The sequence below is a fragment of the Mumia sp. ZJ1417 genome (assembly GCF_014127285.1).
Taxonomy (GTDB): Bacteria; Actinomycetota; Actinomycetes; order Propionibacteriales; family Nocardioidaceae; genus Mumia.
On sequence record NZ_CP059901.1, the window covers coordinates 196,172 to 210,070 of the forward strand.

Genomic DNA, 13,899 nt, shown 5'->3' on the forward strand with positions numbered 1-13,899 from the left:
CAGCGTGCGCATCGGCGGGAGCGTGATGACGGCACTCACTTGCTCTGCCACTCTCTCAGGAGCTCGCTCAGACGTCGGTCGCCCGCACTGACAGCTCGCGGCTCGGCCGCCTCGAGAAGGTCGGCCGCCAGCGCGGCGTCGGAGACTCCGCCAGGTGAGTCGAACGGCCAGACCCGCTCGGGCATGCGGACGACGAGGCTGGCCTCCTCGCCAGGACCGGCATCTCGGAGGGTGAGCGACTTCTTCAACGCGGGCCACTCCTCACTGGGGACGTACACCTCGTCACGCTGACTCTCGAGGGCAACCAAGTCGAAGCCGCGGCGTACGGCCTCGACCGCCCCCGCCGCATGGACCTCGGGGCGTGCCAGCAGGCGGGGTATGGCAGCCGGGTGGGCGACGACCCGGACGACTCGGCTCCGACCCCGCAGCATGCTCCGCCAGTGATCAGCGCCGACATCCCGCAGCCGCGACATGGACGAGCGGACCTGACTGCGCGCCGAGTACGACAGCCACGGTGCCGCGCCACCCTCAAGGAGATCGAGGAGGCCCCACGCGCGCAGCGGGCCCAGCGGGCGGCCCGGCCGACGACGTTGCCCCTGCAGGCGGGCAACATCATCTGCTGACACGAGCCAGTCACGACCGGCACGACGTCCCTGCAGGTCGCCAGCGTTCAGCAGTTGGCGTACGCGGGATGGGCCGACACCGAGACGCTCGGCCGCCTCGGAGACAACGATCTCCACAAGAACCACCACCTTGAGGAAATACTAACGCTAACGCGAGGTTTCCCGATAGTTGCCGCGTCTCCGCTGGTCGAGTATGCCGGTCGATGCGCTGTGCGGCCGACCACCGCAGTCACAGAAGGATGATGCGCTCCTGTGCCGCGTCGTACACGGACGGTTCCAAGTCGGCCAGCGTCACGAGGTCGTCGACGCGCTCGAACTTGCCCAGTTGCCGCCGGACTTCGACGATGTGCTCGGCCTGCGCTTGCGTCAGTCCGAGCCCTCTGGCGATGACCTCCGCCGGTGCACCGTTCAGGTCGATCAACCCGCCATCGTCGTAGTGCCGGGGAAGGTCAGGTCGACCGATGCACAAATCGCGAGCCATCTGCGGGTCATTGGCTGCCATGGCCCGCGCTTCCGCCCGCTTCTGCCGTGCCGCGAGCACGCCGGCGACTGCGCGGGCGTTGGGATCGTGGGGAGGCGCGCCGTCGACTACCGGAGCTGCCGTCCGGACAGGGGAAGGTCGCGTCGTTCGGGCCCAGCGGAGCTTCGGACCGACAACTGCGACATAGCAAAGCGCTCCAACGCCTGTCCCAAAGAAGAGGACGCCGCCAACGTTGGACCAAATATTGTTGGCTCCTTCCGGCTGCGACCCGACCAAGGCGAGTCCGACGAGATAGGCGACGGTGAACCCTGTCGCCCACAACGCTGCCCTCCGCGTATTGGCCTTCGCGGCGATCACTATCGCGGGGACGAAGCCAAGGAAGCAGCAGGAGACGGTCGTCATGACCCACATCCATGCAGGAACGCGGCCGCTTGGGGTGGGGTGCTCGCCAGGTTGGTAGTGCGTCATGTCGCGAAGGCTAGACGGATCGGATGTCACGAGGAGTGAGGTTCGATTATCGAGACTGAGTCGGCGTCGGAGGCATTCACACCGAATTCGGACGCGAGGCTTCTGACGGTCGGCCGATCGGCCACTGGCCGTATCCGGGTTCCGCAGACGGGTGTCTGTCATCGCCAGCTGGACCCTCCAGAACGAGATGCCGATCCCGGACGACGTGATGCCGCTGCTGACGCCGGGCGAGAAGCCCGTCGCCGCGTTCAAGACCTTCCGCGACAGCGCCGTGTTCACCTCAAAGCGCCTGATCGTGCGTGACGCACAGGGAATCACGGGCAAGAAGGTGGAGAGCCATGTCCTGCGCCAACACGCCACCTTTCGGAAATACTAGCGCTGACGCGCGGGTTTCCGAAAGGTTTGCTGAGATCAGATCAGTCTCAGAGACCCACCTTGTCCGCGGCGTACTCGGCCTGGGCCTTGGTGAACTGGTCGCCGCTCGAGGACGTCAGCTGCTGGATGAGGCTCTGGCGGGAGAACCCTCCCATCTCCATGTAGCCCTCGGCCGCCTCCACGGCCTCCTCGTTCCAGTCGGCGTCAACGTGGTTCGCGGCGAACCGGGCGTCCGCCTCGCTGAAGCCGTTCCCTGCATCTGAGGAGAGTTGCCGGATGAGCCCGGCCTTCGACATCGCGGTCGTGTCCAGGTAGTCCTCGGCCGCCTGGACGGCCTGCTTCTGGCTCGTCGTCCACGAGTCCTCGTCGGAGGCGTCCGTCGCCGGCGACGTCGGCTCTATCGACTGAGACATCTCCGGGTCCTTCGCGTTCTCCGCCTCGTCCTTCTTCTGCTCGTCGTCGCCTCCGACACCAAAAAGCAGGACGAGGATGACGATCGCGGCGAAGAGGATTGCGACCTGCCAACGCTTCTTCTTGTACCAGGGACGTTGAGCCTTCGCGTACGCCTTCGCTGCTGCGGCCTCTGCCTTCGCGTTGCGGGGGCCGCCCGGTGGTCCCGGCGGTCCTTGCGGTGGCGGTGCGTTCGACACGTACCCTCCCCGAGGTTGTCCTTCGAGCAACGTAAGCGAGATGGACAGCGACCGCGACATAACGGACCAGGCGGAGCGGTGGACGACGGCTCCCTCGTCGCTGAGAAGCTCGGAGGCCGCTGGCTCGTGGACCTCGACGCCTCATGGCCACGGCCCGCCCAGCTCGGCCGCCCGGTCCAGCGGCGGCTCGCCGTCTCGACCGTCTCGAGGGCTTTCTGTAAGTCGAGTCGACCGATTCAGCGTCCCGGCGTCGTCGGCGGCTGCGCCCTCGACCCCTTGACCTGCTCCTGCCCTGCCTACTACCGTCGCGCCAATTGCGAAGTTCGTTCCGCCTAGATCCTCGTCATACGAAACGTTTCCTCACCACCCACCGACCGGGAGAGAAACCATGCGACGTAGGGATGTACTGGCAGGCATGCTCGGCGTGGCCAGCGTGCCGGTCCTCGGCGGCAGGGCCGCCGCCACAGCCGCAGCCAGCCCAGGCAACACCACCAACGGCCCCAAGGTCCGTACCGGCTTCGAAACCCTCGCTGCCGCCGGCTTCCGCGAGCTCCGCGGCCAGCGCGTCGGGATGATCTCCAACCCGACCGGCATCCTCCGCGACCTCACCCACGAGGTCGACGTCCTTGCGGCCAGCCCCGACGTCGACATCGTCGCCGTGTTCGGCCCGGAGCACGGGTTCCGTGGCGTATCTCAGGCCGGCCAGGGCCAAGAGTTCTTCATCGACGCCAAGACCGGACTGCCCGTCTACAACGCCTACAACGACGCCGCCCGGATGTCCGACCAGTTCGCGGCAGCCGGCATCGACACCGTCGTCTTCGACATCCAGGACGTCGGCGCGCGCTTCTACACCTACATCTGGACGATGTACCTCGCGATGGAGGCGGCCGCCGAGCTCGACCTGCGGTTCGTCGTCCTCGACCGCCCCAACCCGATCACCGGCGTCCAGGCCGAGGGGCCCGTCCTTCACCCGGAGCACTCCACCTTCGTCGGGCTGAAGCCGATCAGCCAGCAGCACGGCATGACGGTCGGCGAGCTGGCGCAGCTGTTCAACGGGGAGTTCCTGCCCGCCGCGATCGGCAAGCAGGTCGATCTCACGGTCGTGCCGATGAGGAACTGGTTCCGCGACATGTGGTTCGACGAGACCGGGCTCCCTTGGGTGCTGCCGTCGCCCAACATGCCGACGGTGGACACGGCGATCGTCTACCCCGGTACGGCGCTGTTCGAAGCCACCGCACTCTCTGAGGGCCGCGGCACGACCCGCCCGTTCGAGCTGATCGGCGCACCGAACATCGACCACCGCTGGGCGGAGGCGCTCAACGCTCGCAACCTCCCCGGCGTGCGCTTCCGCGAGGCGTACTTCACCCCGACGATCTCCAAGCAGGTCAACAAGGTCTGCGGCGGCGTGCAGGTGTATGTCGAGGACCGAGACGCCTTCGACGCCATCACCACCGGCCTCGCGATGATCGTCACGCAGCGCCAGGAGTTCCCCGAATACCGCTGGCGCACCCAGGATGTCACCTCGTTCTGGCTCGACAAGCTCACCGGCACCGACCGCGCCCGGCTCGTCATCGACGCCGGCGGGGACGTCGACGAGATCGTCGCCGGCTGGCAGGACGATCTCGCCGAGTTCCGGAAGAAGCGCAAGAAATACCTCATCTATCACCAGATGCGAGGCCGGCGACCGTAGGACGGAGGGGACCCATGCGTCGTACGAGCGGGATCGTGGCAGTGGCCGCGGCGGTCGTGGTCGGAGCGTTCGCCGCGCCGGCAGGAGCGGTCGACCCACCAGGACACCAGACCGGACCGCCGACCGTGACCGGTGAGGACGTCCGCTTCTCCCCACATCGCACCTTGCGCGCCGGGACGCCGGAGCGCGCAGGCCTGCTCCCCGAGCACATCGCGCGGATCATGCCCGACCTCGCCTCGTACCTGCAGACCACGCCCGAGAACCCGACCTACCCCATGTACGCCGGGGCGGTCGCGCTCGTCGCCAAGGACGGCGTCGTCGTCGAGCACGGCGCGGTGGGCGACGCGGTGCGATACGCACGCGCCGACGGCACCGAGCTGCCCGAGGACCAGCAGATCCCGATGACCGAGGACACGCTCTTCGACCTCGCGTCGGTCACGAAGCTGTTCACCGTCGTCGTCACGCTGCAGCTGGTGGATCAGGGCGTGGTCGGCCTCGACACCCCGGTGGCCGACTACCTCCCCGAGTTCGCCCAGAACGGCAAGGGCGCGGTCACGGTCAAGCACCTGCTGACGCACACCTCGGGTCTGCGGAGCTGGATCAACCTCTACTCGGCCTACCCGACGCCGGAGGCGCGCATCGCCGCTGTCTACGCCCAGACCCTCGTGACTCCTCCGGGCACGGCGTACGTCTACTCCGACCTCGGCCTGATCACCCTCGGCAAGCTCGCTGAGCGCGTCACCGGCCAGACTCTCGATGCGCTCGTGGCCGAGCGCATCACCGACCCGCTGGGCATGACCGACACCATGTTCAACCCGCCCGCGTCGCTGCGGCCTCGCATCGCGGCGACCGAGGACATGTCGTCGATCGGCCGCGGCATGGTGCATGGCCAGGTGCACGACGAGAACGCCTGGTCGCTGGGCGGCGTCGCCGGCCACGCCGGGCTGTTCTCGACCGCCGGCGACCTCGCGGTCTTCGGCCAGATGCTGCTCAACGGCGGCCGGTACGGCAAGGAGCGCATCCTCTCCGAGGACATCGTCCGCGAGGCCATCACCGACCAGAATGTCGGCATCCCGCCCGCGATCACGTCCCGCCGGGGGCTCGGTTTCGAGCTCAACCAGCCGTACTACATGGCCTCGGTCGACTCGCCCGTGACGTTCGGCCACACCGGCTTCACCGGCACGTCGCTCGTCATGGACCCGCTGTCCGGCTCGCTCGCCGTCCTGCTCACCAACCGCGTCCACCCCAACCGCGCGTGGGGCTCGAACAACGGCGCGCGGCAGTCGGTCGCCCGCAACCTCGGCCGAGCCCTCCCCGTACGGCCGGCGGTGGGACGTACGGCGTGGTTCGCCGGTCGGCCGAGCGCGACGACGCACACGCTCACCGCGCCGCTGTCCCGTACGGCGTCGGAGGCGGCGTGGCTGTCGTTCCGGCTCTGGTACGACACGGAGGAGGGGTACGACGTGGGGCGGCTCGAGGCCTCCGTCGACGGCGGGACGACGTGGCAGCTGGTGCCGCTCGACCTGGCGGCGGGCGGTGCGCGGCGGTCGACCGACGGCACGTTCTCCGGGTTCGAAGGTCGCCAGTGGCTGAAGGCGGGTGCTGCCCTGCCCGCCGGTGCGACGCACGCGCGGTGGACCTACACCGGCCTGCGCGCGACGCCGTCTCGTGGGCGGGGCGTCTACGTGGACGGTGTGCTCGCGGTGGATCGCGGCGGCGTGCTGGTCAACGGCCAGCGGCCGAGCGACGCTGCGCGCTTCGTGGCCGACGGTTGGGCGGAGTCGACGAACTGACGCGGCCCGCCCTGAGGGACTCAGGATCGGCGGTGCGCTCGTGCCGGGACAGGCCGGTTCGGTGGCGACGTCCTGGTGTCTGCCTTGGTGCTCGCCAGGCGACGTTCGGCGACGGTGATCAGATCGAGGACCTCGGTCGCGAGGTAGGCCGTCGCGTTGCGCTCGATCGTGAACGTGGTCACCACGCCGGCCTGACGCAGCTCGTCGAGTGCAGTACTGGCCGCAGGGAAGGAGACGTCGAGGATCCGCTGGAGCGTCGACGCGGTCACCACCGGCGCCTCGGGCAAGAGGCGCAGGAGCCGTGCGCTAGCCGAGTCGGCCCGCGGGGTCGCTCGGCGGCCGATCGACTCGCGATGGGAGGCGACCCTCGCGGTCCATGCGGCACGGAGTGCCTCGACCTGCTCAGCGAGATCGGCGGACTGGGCCGCTGCCGACTCCGCGGCTTCGACGAACGTCGAGATCCAGGCCCTCACGCCAGCGATCGACCCGGCCTCTGCGGGATCACCGTCGTACCGGTACGCGACCAGGCCCGCGACATATCGATCCCGCCATGTGGAGAGGACCAGGCTGATCGGGAGGATCGCGGTCGTCATCAGCCCGCGACGGGCGAGAACGGTATGGATCAAAGCGCGTCCCACGCGACCGTTTCCGTCGGTGAACGGGTGGATCGTCTCGAACTGCGCGTGCACGAGTGCGGCCTGCACGAGGGGTGAGTGCGCCGCTCCGTTCATGTCATCGACCAGGTCAGACATGAGGTCGCTCACGAGCTCGGCTGGTGGCGGAACGAATTCGGCGTCGATCGGATGCCAGTCCGAGCCGCCGATCCAGTTCTGCACGGTGCGCAGGCCATGGTGATGCTCGTTCTCGGGCATCAGGGCGCGATGCAGCTCGATGATGTCGTCGACGGTCACCTCTTTCGCGTCGACGAGGGCAGACGTGGCCTCCCGGACGACGGTCATGTTGTTCGCGACCAGCTGTGCCTGCTCGCTCACGCCGCGGACATGCTCGCTTCGGCCGAGCTCGGCCAGGGCAACCTGCTTCGCGGACGGTGTGACGCCCTCGATCCGGGAGCTGGCGATCGCCTCGGACCGAAGCAGGAACCGGGCGATCGAGGCCAGGCTCTCGGCGCCGGGGGCGTTGAGAGCGCGAACGGCACGTTCGGCGTCAGCGATCGTGCGCGCGAGTCTCGAGTCCAGAGTGAGCGGGCGCGCCTCGAGCGGGTCGGGTATATAGCGCAGGTAGGCGCCGGTACGCCGGTCGCGACGCGGAACGCCCTCGACGACAGTGGGTTGCCACTGCCCTTCGGACCAGCCAGCCACTGTGGAATATCCTTTCATCGCTCGGCCCTCGATTAAAGGAAGAGTATCTAAACTTTAATCAAGAGGGCAAGTGTGAAAGGTTATTCGCTTATCCTGTCGAAGGGTCTGGCGTAGCGGAAGTGGCCGGCGAGCCCGGCGTACGAGGTGAGGGTGCGGACCTGGAAGTAGTCGCCCCATGCAGGCTCTGGGGCGACGATGTCGAGCGACGCTGCGGGGACGAAGCCGAAACGGCGGTAATAGGCAGGCTCGCCGAGCAGTCCCACCACCGACTCGGCGAGTGCGTCGGCGCCTCCGAGCACGGCGTGCATGAGCGCTGAGCCGACACTCGTGCGCTGCAGGCGCGGGAGAACGCTGAGGGGCCCGAGGCCCAGAGCTGGACGGCCATCGACCTCGGCTCGCGTGGCGATGACGTGGCCCACGACCTGGTCGCCCTCGACAGCCACGAGGGACAGCTCCGGAATCCATCCGGCATCGTCACGCAGCCACGAGATCAGCGTCGCCTCGCCCGGATCACCTCCGGGCTCTACGGGCGGTGCGCTGTGCTCGGCGGTACGGAACGCCGCAGCGGTCACCATGCGTACGGCCTCGATGTCGGCAGGTACCTCACGTCGGATCATCACCGCGACACCATCGATCCCTGGCCCGGCCGCCGTCAACGCCATTTCGTGGGCGACGGTCGGGGCGTCTGCGACTCACATCGTCAGGAACGGCGTGAACAGCTGGACGGGACCCTCGTCGCTCAGGTTCCCACGGATCTCGGCGTTCGGGTCGCCGAGGAGCTCGCCGTGCACCGAGCCCGTCGCGATCACCGGCTCCATGAGGTGGGCGAGGTTCGCCGAGTGCGCCAGGAGAGCCTCGGAGTCGCGGTAGCGCTCGATGACGATCGCCTCGGTCTCGTCGGCGTTGAAGTAGACGCTGTACTCGAGGGTGCCGGGTTCCTTGGCCCGGACGATCTCCATGGCCTGCTCGGACAGGCGCTTGAACTCCTCGACGTCGCCGTCGCGGAAGTCGAACCGCGCGATACCGATGAGGTCATTCATTGTTTCGTCCCTTCGTTGCGGGTGTGTACAGGAGGAGAGCGGAGCCGAGGTCGGCTTCTCGACATCGCTCCACGTCCTACTGTGGGGCGATGGGGGTTCTCTTCGTCCACGGCGCGGGTGGTTATCGAGACGATCGAGTCCTGGCCGACGCGCTCGGTGACGTGCTCCGTGCTCCCGTGGACTACCCGCAACTGCCCGACGAGGACATGTCTGTGGAGGCGTGGGCCGGCCCCCTCAGAGAGCGGCTGGCCGGGCTCAGTGCCGACGACGTCGTCATCGGTCACTCGTTCGGGGCGACCATCCTGCAGTGGGTGCTTCCCGAGGATGGGTGGGCGCCGACGAGAGCCTTGCTGCTCGCGATGCCGGACTGGAGTCCGGACGGGTGGGACGCCGCGCAGTACGTGTACGACGGGCCGGAGCCGCGGATGCGTGTCTCGCTGCACCACTGTCGTGACGACGAGGTGGTGCCGTACGAGCATCTGGCGCTGAACGCCGTACGGATGCCCTCGGCGCGCACGGTCGCGCACCCTGCGGGCGGCCACCAGTTCGTGGGGCTGGCTGGGGCGATCGCGGAGGACGTGCGCGGCGGGCGGTGAGGGAATCTCGATACGGACTCCTCCCGCAGGAACTACTGCGGGTCGCGATTGAACTGCGCCATCGACCAGACGTAGCCGAGCAGTGCGAGGCCCAGGCACCAGCCCATCGCAAGCCATCCGCTGTTGCCGATCTCGCCGCCGAGGAGCAGACCGCGCAGGGTCTCGATCGCGGGGGTGAAGGGCTGATACTCGGCGATCGGACGAAACCAGCCGGGCATCGCGTCGAGGGGGACGAACGCGCTGGACAGGAGCGGCAGGAGGATCAGCGGCATCGCGTTGTTGCTGGCAGCCTCGGCGCTCGGGCTGCCGATGCCCATGCCGACGGCGATCCAGGTGAGCGCCGTGGCGAAGAGCACGAGCAGCCCGAGCGCTGCCAGCCATTCGCCCACGCCGGCGTCGGTCGACCGGAAGCTGAGGGCCACGGCGATGGCGGCGACCAGGACCACACTCATGATCGACTGCAGGACGCTGCCGACGACGTGTCCGAAAAGGACGGATCCGCGGTGGATCGCCATCGTACGGAAGCGGGCGACGATGCCCTCGGTCATGTCCGTCGAGACCGACACCGCAGTGCCGATCACGGTGCTGCCGATGGTCATCAGCAAGATGCCGGGGACGACGTACGCGATGTAGTCGGCGCGGTCCTGGCCGCCGATGCCCGCGCCCATCACGTCGCCGAAGACGAACACGAAGAGCAGCAGCAGCATGACCGGGGTGAGCAGCAGGTTCAGGGTGAGGGACGGATAGCGCCGAGCATGGAGGAGGTTGCGGCGCAGCATCGTGGACGAGTCGCGTACGGCGAGGGAGAGGGAGCTCATCGGACAGCCTCCTTGGGCTGGGTAAGGGCGAAGAAGACGTCGTCGAGGTCGGGGGTGTGGATGGTCAGCTCGTCGGCGGCGATCCCGGCCGAGTCGAGGCGGTCGAGGATCGAGCGGAGCTCGTACTGACTTCCGCCGCTCGGGATCTGCAGTGACAGCGAGTCGTCGTCATGGGTCGAGTCGTGGAGCGCGACGGTGGCGCTCCGGTACGCGGCAGGGTCGGTGAAGCGCAGCCGTATGTGCCCGCCCGGGATGAGCCGCTTGAGCTCGGCGGCAGTCCCCTCGGCGACGATCTTGCCGTCGTTGAGCACGGCGATGCGGTCGGCGAGCTCGTCGGCCTCCTCGAGGTACTGCGTGGTGAGGAAGATCGTGACGCCGTCGGAGACGAGCTCACGGATGATCTGCCACATGTTGTGTCGGCTGCGCGGGTCGAGGCCCGTGGTCGGCTCGTCCAGGAAGATGATCCGCGGGCCGCCCACCAGGGTCATCGCGATGTCGAGACGGCGCCTCATGCCGCCGGAGTAGGTGGAGGCCGGCTTCTTCGCGGCGTCGAGCAGGTCGAAGCGCTCCAGCAGCTCAGCCGCGGTACGGCGACCGTCCTGCTTGGACAGGTGGTGCAGGTCCGCCATGAGGAGCATGTTCTCCTCGCCGGTGATCAACCCGTCGACGGCGGAGAACTGCCCCGTGACGCCGATCGCGGCGCGGACCGCCTGAGGGTCGGCGGTGAGGTCGTGGCCCCCGATGCGGATCTCACCGGAACCGTCGCCGGCACAGATGAGGGTCGAGAGGATCTTGACCACGGTGGTCTTGCCGGCGCCGTTCGGGCCGAGCAGGGAGAAGATCGTTCCTTCCGCGACGGCCAGGTCGATGCCGTCGAGCACGACCTTGTCGCCGTACGACTTGCGCAGCCCGTACGCGGCGATGGCCGGATGGGAGTGGACGGTGGGAGTGCTCATGAGGGGTTCTCCTGCAGAGGCTGCGGGTTCGGAGGTACGGGTCAGATGCTGCGAGCGACGACGTCGCCGTACGACGTGGTGGCGTGGATGCTCACGGCGGCGTCGGGACCGTCGGCGTTCATGAGCGTGTTGGTGATCCGGCCGTAGGCAGTGCCGGCGTCGAGCGTGGCCGAGACGCCGGCCGCGGCGGTGACGGACACGTTTCCGGCCTCGGTGCGGAGCACGAGCGCACCGCGGGTTGCCTCAGCGACGCTGATGTCGCCCTTGACGGTGCTGATCTCAGCGGCTCCGCCCAGGCGGCCGACCGAGACGTCGCCTGCCTGGAGCGTCAGGCGGACGCCCGCGGTCTCGTCGAGCTTGATCGAGCCCGCCGCACCGTCGAACTCCACGTCGCCGAGCCGTCCCACGCCACGCAGCTCGGCGCTGGCCGCCTTGGCCTCGACGCGGGAGCCGACGGGCAGCTGGACCGTCACCTCGACGGAACCGGAGCTGCCGAGGATCTGGTTCTTCGGGGCAGGGGCGTTGATCCGAAGGACTCCGTCGACGTAGTCGACCGTGGTCTGCTCCGCGGCCTTCACGTCGCGGCTCTTCGAGGCGTCTGACGGGCGGACCTCGACCTTGGCGTCGGCGCGGTCGGTGGCGATGAGCTGGATGCGGCCGGCGGGGATGTCGACGACGGCGGTGATCGGGGCGGTGGTGGCGAAGGTCTTCATGGTGAGCTCCTGTGTGTTTGCTGTCTGTGGTCGGTGTTTCTGACAAGTGAAACGCTACGTTGCTTTTCTGAAACTGGCAACAACCAAGTTGCACTGAAACCGAGTCCTCCCAGGTCACAGGCATGAAATGGTTGCAATGAGTCTCAAGCGAAATGCAACGCCGCGTTATCAACGTTGCAATGTTCTGCCGATGAACGCTATGGTTCCGGTACGGAAGTGACGACATGTGTCGCTCGACGAAGGAGATCGCGATGCCGGGAGGCAGACTCACCCCGCAGGAGCGTCAGCAGATCGCGTTGGGGTTGGCCGACGGCCTCGCCTATGCCGAGATCGGTCGGCGTCTGGACCGACCGACGTCGACGATCACGCGAGAGGTGATGCGCAACGGCGGGCCCACCGCCTATCGCCCCGACCTCGCGCAGCGGGCGACCCAACGCCGCACCCAGCGGCGCAAGAAGCCGGCATCCGGCGAGGCGGCGGCGTTCCCGCAGGCCCACGGGCGCGACGCCGAGGCTGTACGCGACTTCGAAGAGACCCTCACCACCGTCCTGATGGCGGCGGGCACGCCCAAGATGATGGCGCGGGTCCAGGCCTGTCTCTACACCACCGACTCAGGCAGCCTCACTGCGTCCGAGCTCGTCGAGCGCCTGCAGGTCAGTCCGGCGTCGATCTCCAAGGCGATCGCGTTCCTCGAGAGTCAAGGTTTGGTCCGCCGCGAACCCGGCGACGGTCGTCGCGAACGCTATGTCGTCGATGACGACATCTGGTACCAGTCGATGATGGCGAGCGTCGAGTCCCTCGCTCAGGTCATCACGGTCGCGAGAGAGGGGGTCGGTGTTCTGGGTCCGGAGACCCCGGCCGCCACCCGCCTCGAGAACGTCGCCCGCTTCCTCGACTTCGTCGGCGAGAGCATCGCCCGCGCCGCCGAGCAGGCCCGCGACGTCCTCTCCGTGAAGCGGTGACGGCTGCCGGTCGTGATGCCGAGATCGTGAACTGCGGCTCACTTTGACCACCGCTCCCGCGGCGGTCAGGGCAGCCGCGCCTCTGGCGTCCGCAGGAACGCCTCGATCCGGTCGAACGCGCCCCTCCAGACCTCGCCGGTGAAGAAGTCGCGGACCTCTGGCGTGGGCAGGCCCGTCTGGACCGCGGTCATCAGCGTGCCGTCGCCGTCGGGCTCGAACGTGACCTCGACGCGGGACGTCATCGTCGACCCGCTCGGATCGGATCCGGTCGACTCGGTCACGAGACGGTACGGGCGATCGATCTCGAGGAAGGTCTGCACCTCGCGGAACAGCTGGTCGCGGCTCGGCCCCCAGACCGCAGTCTGCGTGCCGCCGACGCGGAGGTCGACCTCGATCTCGACGATGCCCGGCTCCTCGTCGAGGATGCTGAACCAGGTCTTCTGCTTCTCGGCGTCGGTGTAGGCGTCAAACGCCTCCTCCGGCGTCGCGGGCAGCCAGCGCGACACCTTCAGCGCCAGCCCCTCGTTCGTGCTCGTGCTCTCGCTCTCGCTCATGCCGTCTCCCCCTTGTCGTCCTTGCCGAGGCCCAGCGTGAAGTAGGCCTCCATGCCGTCGAGCCGTCGCTCCCACAGCCTCTGATAGAAGCTGATCCAGGCCATGGCATCCTCCAGCCGCTCCTCGCCGAGCCGGCACAGCCGCGTACGGCCGACCTTCTCGGTGACAACGAGCCCCGCGTCCTCGAGCACGCGGACGTGCTTGGCCATGCCGGTCACCGACATCGCGAACGGAGCGGCCAGCTCGCTCACGGCGGCAGGCCCCTCGGTGAGTCGTACGAGGACCTGCCGCCGGGTTGGATCGGCGACAGCGGCGAACGCGTCGTCCAAACCATTTTGCTGAACCATGTGGTTCACCATAGCACAACACTGAACCGAACGGTGCAACGTTTCAGGTCGCGAAAACTGCCGCGAGAAACCCCTTGCGCGGGCACTATTCAGCGTTACTATGTACTGGTAGTCAATGACGCAGAGTAGTGAAAGGAGGTGGCCTCCATGGGCAAGCAGATGACCGAGATGCTCAAGGGCACGTTGGAGGGGATCGTCCTCGCGATCCTCACCCGGCGACCCGCGTACGGGTACGAGATCACCGCGTGGTTGCGCGACCAGGGCTTCTCGGAGATCGCCGAGGGCACGGTCTACGCCCTGCTGGTCCGCATCGAGCAGCGCGGCCTCGTCGACGTAGAGAAGGTCCCGTCCGAGAAGGGCCCGCCGCGCAAGGTCTACTCCCTGAACGCTCAGGGGCAGGTGCACCTCGACGAGTTTTGGACGACCTGGAGCTTCCTCGTCGAACGGATCGAGCAGCTCCACACCAACACGGACAACACCGACAACACAGACACGACAGAAGGGGTGCGCTGAG

At 67.9% G+C, this 13,899-nt stretch carries 17 protein-coding genes; 6 read left to right on the top strand and 11 right to left on the bottom strand.

The window, feature by feature from the left end; all coding sequences use genetic code 11:
• Nucleotides 1-35: 35 nt before the first annotated feature.
• Complete coding sequence (locus H4N58_RS00920) at nt 36-752, bottom strand: helix-turn-helix domain-containing protein (protein ID WP_208322845.1); 717 nt, start codon at nt 750-752, stop codon at nt 36-38.
• Nucleotides 753-852: 100 nt separating this feature from the next.
• Entirely contained in the window at nt 853-1,506 is a 654-nt protein-coding gene (locus H4N58_RS00925; protein WP_167001014.1) for a helix-hairpin-helix domain-containing protein, read from the bottom strand.
• 217 nt (nt 1,507-1,723) lie between these two features.
• On the opposite strand from H4N58_RS00925, the gene H4N58_RS00930 reads away from it, so the two are divergent.
• Nucleotides 1,724-1,948 carry a PH domain-containing protein gene (locus H4N58_RS00930; RefSeq protein WP_243845040.1) on the top strand — a complete coding sequence of 75 codons (225 nt, stop codon included), beginning with the start codon at nt 1,724-1,726 and terminating at the stop codon, nt 1,946-1,948.
• 46 nt (nt 1,949-1,994) lie between these two features.
• Here H4N58_RS00930 and H4N58_RS00935 read toward each other — a convergent pair whose 3' ends face one another.
• On the bottom strand, nt 1,995-2,597 hold the full coding sequence (locus H4N58_RS00935; protein ID WP_167249436.1) for an Ltp family lipoprotein: 603 nt from the start codon (nt 2,595-2,597) through the stop codon (nt 1,995-1,997).
• A gap of 415 nt (nt 2,598-3,012) precedes the next feature.
• On the opposite strand from H4N58_RS00935, the gene H4N58_RS00940 reads away from it, so the two are divergent.
• Together H4N58_RS00940 and H4N58_RS00945 are read left to right on the top strand one after the other, a co-directional pair.
• Nucleotides 3,013-4,287: an exo-beta-N-acetylmuramidase NamZ domain-containing protein gene (locus tag H4N58_RS00940; protein ID WP_255490675.1), complete on the top strand. Its 1,275-nt coding sequence runs from the start codon at nt 3,013-3,015 to the stop codon at nt 4,285-4,287.
• 14 nt (nt 4,288-4,301) lie between these two features.
• Nucleotides 4,302-6,080 (top strand): serine hydrolase domain-containing protein, encoded by a 1,779-nt coding sequence (locus H4N58_RS00945; RefSeq protein ID WP_167249432.1) that lies wholly within the window; start codon nt 4,302-4,304, stop codon nt 6,078-6,080.
• A 20-nt stretch (nt 6,081-6,100) separates the two neighbouring features.
• Here the strand turns inward: H4N58_RS00945 and H4N58_RS00950 are convergent, their stop codons facing one another.
• The 3 genes from H4N58_RS00950 to H4N58_RS00960 all read right to left on the bottom strand — a co-directional run bounded on the left by H4N58_RS00950 (nt 6,101) and on the right by H4N58_RS00960 (nt 8,439).
• On the bottom strand, nt 6,101-7,399 hold the full coding sequence (locus tag H4N58_RS00950) for a Fic family protein (protein WP_167249430.1): 1,299 nt from the start codon (nt 7,397-7,399) through the stop codon (nt 6,101-6,103).
• 80 nt (nt 7,400-7,479) lie between these two features.
• Nucleotides 7,480-8,016 (bottom strand): GNAT family N-acetyltransferase, encoded by a 537-nt coding sequence (locus H4N58_RS00955; protein ID WP_243845066.1) that lies wholly within the window; start codon nt 8,014-8,016, stop codon nt 7,480-7,482.
• A gap of 75 nt (nt 8,017-8,091) precedes the next feature.
• Nucleotides 8,092-8,439, bottom strand: a complete 348-nt coding sequence (locus H4N58_RS00960) for a putative quinol monooxygenase (RefSeq protein ID WP_208322223.1) — start codon at nt 8,437-8,439, stop codon at nt 8,092-8,094.
• Between the two features lie 89 nt (nt 8,440-8,528).
• Between H4N58_RS00960 and H4N58_RS00965 the strand changes: the two genes are divergently transcribed.
• Complete coding sequence (locus H4N58_RS00965; protein WP_167249426.1) at nt 8,529-9,035, top strand: alpha/beta hydrolase; 507 nt, start codon at nt 8,529-8,531, stop codon at nt 9,033-9,035.
• Nucleotides 9,036-9,067: 32 nt separating this feature from the next.
• Here the strand turns inward: H4N58_RS00965 and H4N58_RS00970 are convergent, their stop codons facing one another.
• From H4N58_RS00970 to H4N58_RS00980, 3 genes are read right to left on the bottom strand one after another with little or no spacing between them, the layout of a single operon-like run.
• Nucleotides 9,068-9,853, bottom strand: a complete 786-nt coding sequence (locus H4N58_RS00970) for an ABC transporter permease (RefSeq protein WP_167249423.1) — start codon at nt 9,851-9,853, stop codon at nt 9,068-9,070.
• Nucleotides 9,850-10,809, bottom strand: coding sequence for an ATP-binding cassette domain-containing protein (locus H4N58_RS00975; RefSeq protein ID WP_167001036.1), 960 nt, complete (start codon nt 10,807-10,809; stop codon nt 9,850-9,852). The genes H4N58_RS00970 and H4N58_RS00975 overlap by 4 nt, the downstream gene beginning before the upstream one ends.
• Nucleotides 10,810-10,850: 41 nt before the next feature.
• On the bottom strand, nt 10,851-11,522 hold the full coding sequence (locus tag H4N58_RS00980) for a DUF4097 family beta strand repeat-containing protein (RefSeq protein ID WP_167001038.1): 672 nt from the start codon (nt 11,520-11,522) through the stop codon (nt 10,851-10,853).
• A gap of 251 nt (nt 11,523-11,773) precedes the next feature.
• Between H4N58_RS00980 and H4N58_RS00985 the strand changes: the two genes are divergently transcribed.
• Nucleotides 11,774-12,484, top strand: a complete 711-nt coding sequence (locus tag H4N58_RS00985) for a GbsR/MarR family transcriptional regulator (protein ID WP_167001040.1) — start codon at nt 11,774-11,776, stop codon at nt 12,482-12,484.
• Between the two features lie 65 nt (nt 12,485-12,549).
• Here H4N58_RS00985 and H4N58_RS00990 read toward each other — a convergent pair whose 3' ends face one another.
• Together H4N58_RS00990 and H4N58_RS00995 are read right to left on the bottom strand one after the other, a co-directional pair.
• Nucleotides 12,550-13,038 carry an SRPBCC domain-containing protein gene (locus H4N58_RS00990; protein WP_167001042.1) on the bottom strand — a complete coding sequence of 163 codons (489 nt, stop codon included), beginning with the start codon at nt 13,036-13,038 and terminating at the stop codon, nt 12,550-12,552.
• Nucleotides 13,035-13,385: a helix-turn-helix transcriptional regulator gene (locus tag H4N58_RS00995; protein WP_167001044.1), complete on the bottom strand. Its 351-nt coding sequence runs from the start codon at nt 13,383-13,385 to the stop codon at nt 13,035-13,037. Before H4N58_RS00995 ends, H4N58_RS00990 begins: the two co-directional genes overlap by 4 nt.
• Nucleotides 13,386-13,532: 147 nt before the next feature.
• Here H4N58_RS00995 and H4N58_RS01000 point away from each other — a divergent pair, with 147 nt between their 5' ends.
• A complete protein-coding gene (locus H4N58_RS01000; RefSeq protein WP_167001047.1) occupies nt 13,533-13,898 on the top strand; it encodes a PadR family transcriptional regulator in 366 nt (121 codons plus the stop codon).
• Nucleotide 13,899: the final 1 nt, after the last annotated feature.

Bases quoted from the DNA above. Each gene is read 5' to 3' on its own strand.
- H4N58_RS00925 (WP_167001014.1), bottom strand. From the start codon at position 1,506: ATGACGACCGTCTCCTGCTGCTTCCTTGGCTTCGTCCCCGCGATAGTG.
- H4N58_RS00940 (WP_255490675.1), top strand. From the start codon at position 3,013: ATGCTCGGCGTGGCCAGCGTGCCGGTCCTCGGCGGCAGGGCCGCCGCC.
- H4N58_RS00945 (WP_167249432.1), top strand. From the start codon at position 4,302: ATGCGTCGTACGAGCGGGATCGTGGCAGTGGCCGCGGCGGTCGTGGTC.
- H4N58_RS00955 (WP_243845066.1), bottom strand. From the start codon at position 8,016: ATGATCCGACGTGAGGTACCTGCCGACATCGAGGCCGTACGCATGGTG.
- H4N58_RS00960 (WP_208322223.1), bottom strand. From the start codon at position 8,439: ATGAATGACCTCATCGGTATCGCGCGGTTCGACTTCCGCGACGGCGAC.
- H4N58_RS00965 (WP_167249426.1), top strand. From the start codon at position 8,529: ATGGGGGTTCTCTTCGTCCACGGCGCGGGTGGTTATCGAGACGATCGA.
- H4N58_RS00970 (WP_167249423.1), bottom strand. From the start codon at position 9,853: ATGAGCTCCCTCTCCCTCGCCGTACGCGACTCGTCCACGATGCTGCGC.
- H4N58_RS00975 (WP_167001036.1), bottom strand. From the start codon at position 10,809: ATGAGCACTCCCACCGTCCACTCCCATCCGGCCATCGCCGCGTACGGG.
- H4N58_RS00980 (WP_167001038.1), bottom strand. From the start codon at position 11,522: ATGAAGACCTTCGCCACCACCGCCCCGATCACCGCCGTCGTCGACATC.
- H4N58_RS00985 (WP_167001040.1), top strand. From the start codon at position 11,774: ATGCCGGGAGGCAGACTCACCCCGCAGGAGCGTCAGCAGATCGCGTTG.
- H4N58_RS00990 (WP_167001042.1), bottom strand. From the start codon at position 13,038: ATGAGCGAGAGCGAGAGCACGAGCACGAACGAGGGGCTGGCGCTGAAG.
- H4N58_RS00995 (WP_167001044.1), bottom strand. From the start codon at position 13,385: ATGGTTCAGCAAAATGGTTTGGACGACGCGTTCGCCGCTGTCGCCGAT.
- H4N58_RS01000 (WP_167001047.1), top strand. From the start codon at position 13,533: ATGGGCAAGCAGATGACCGAGATGCTCAAGGGCACGTTGGAGGGGATC.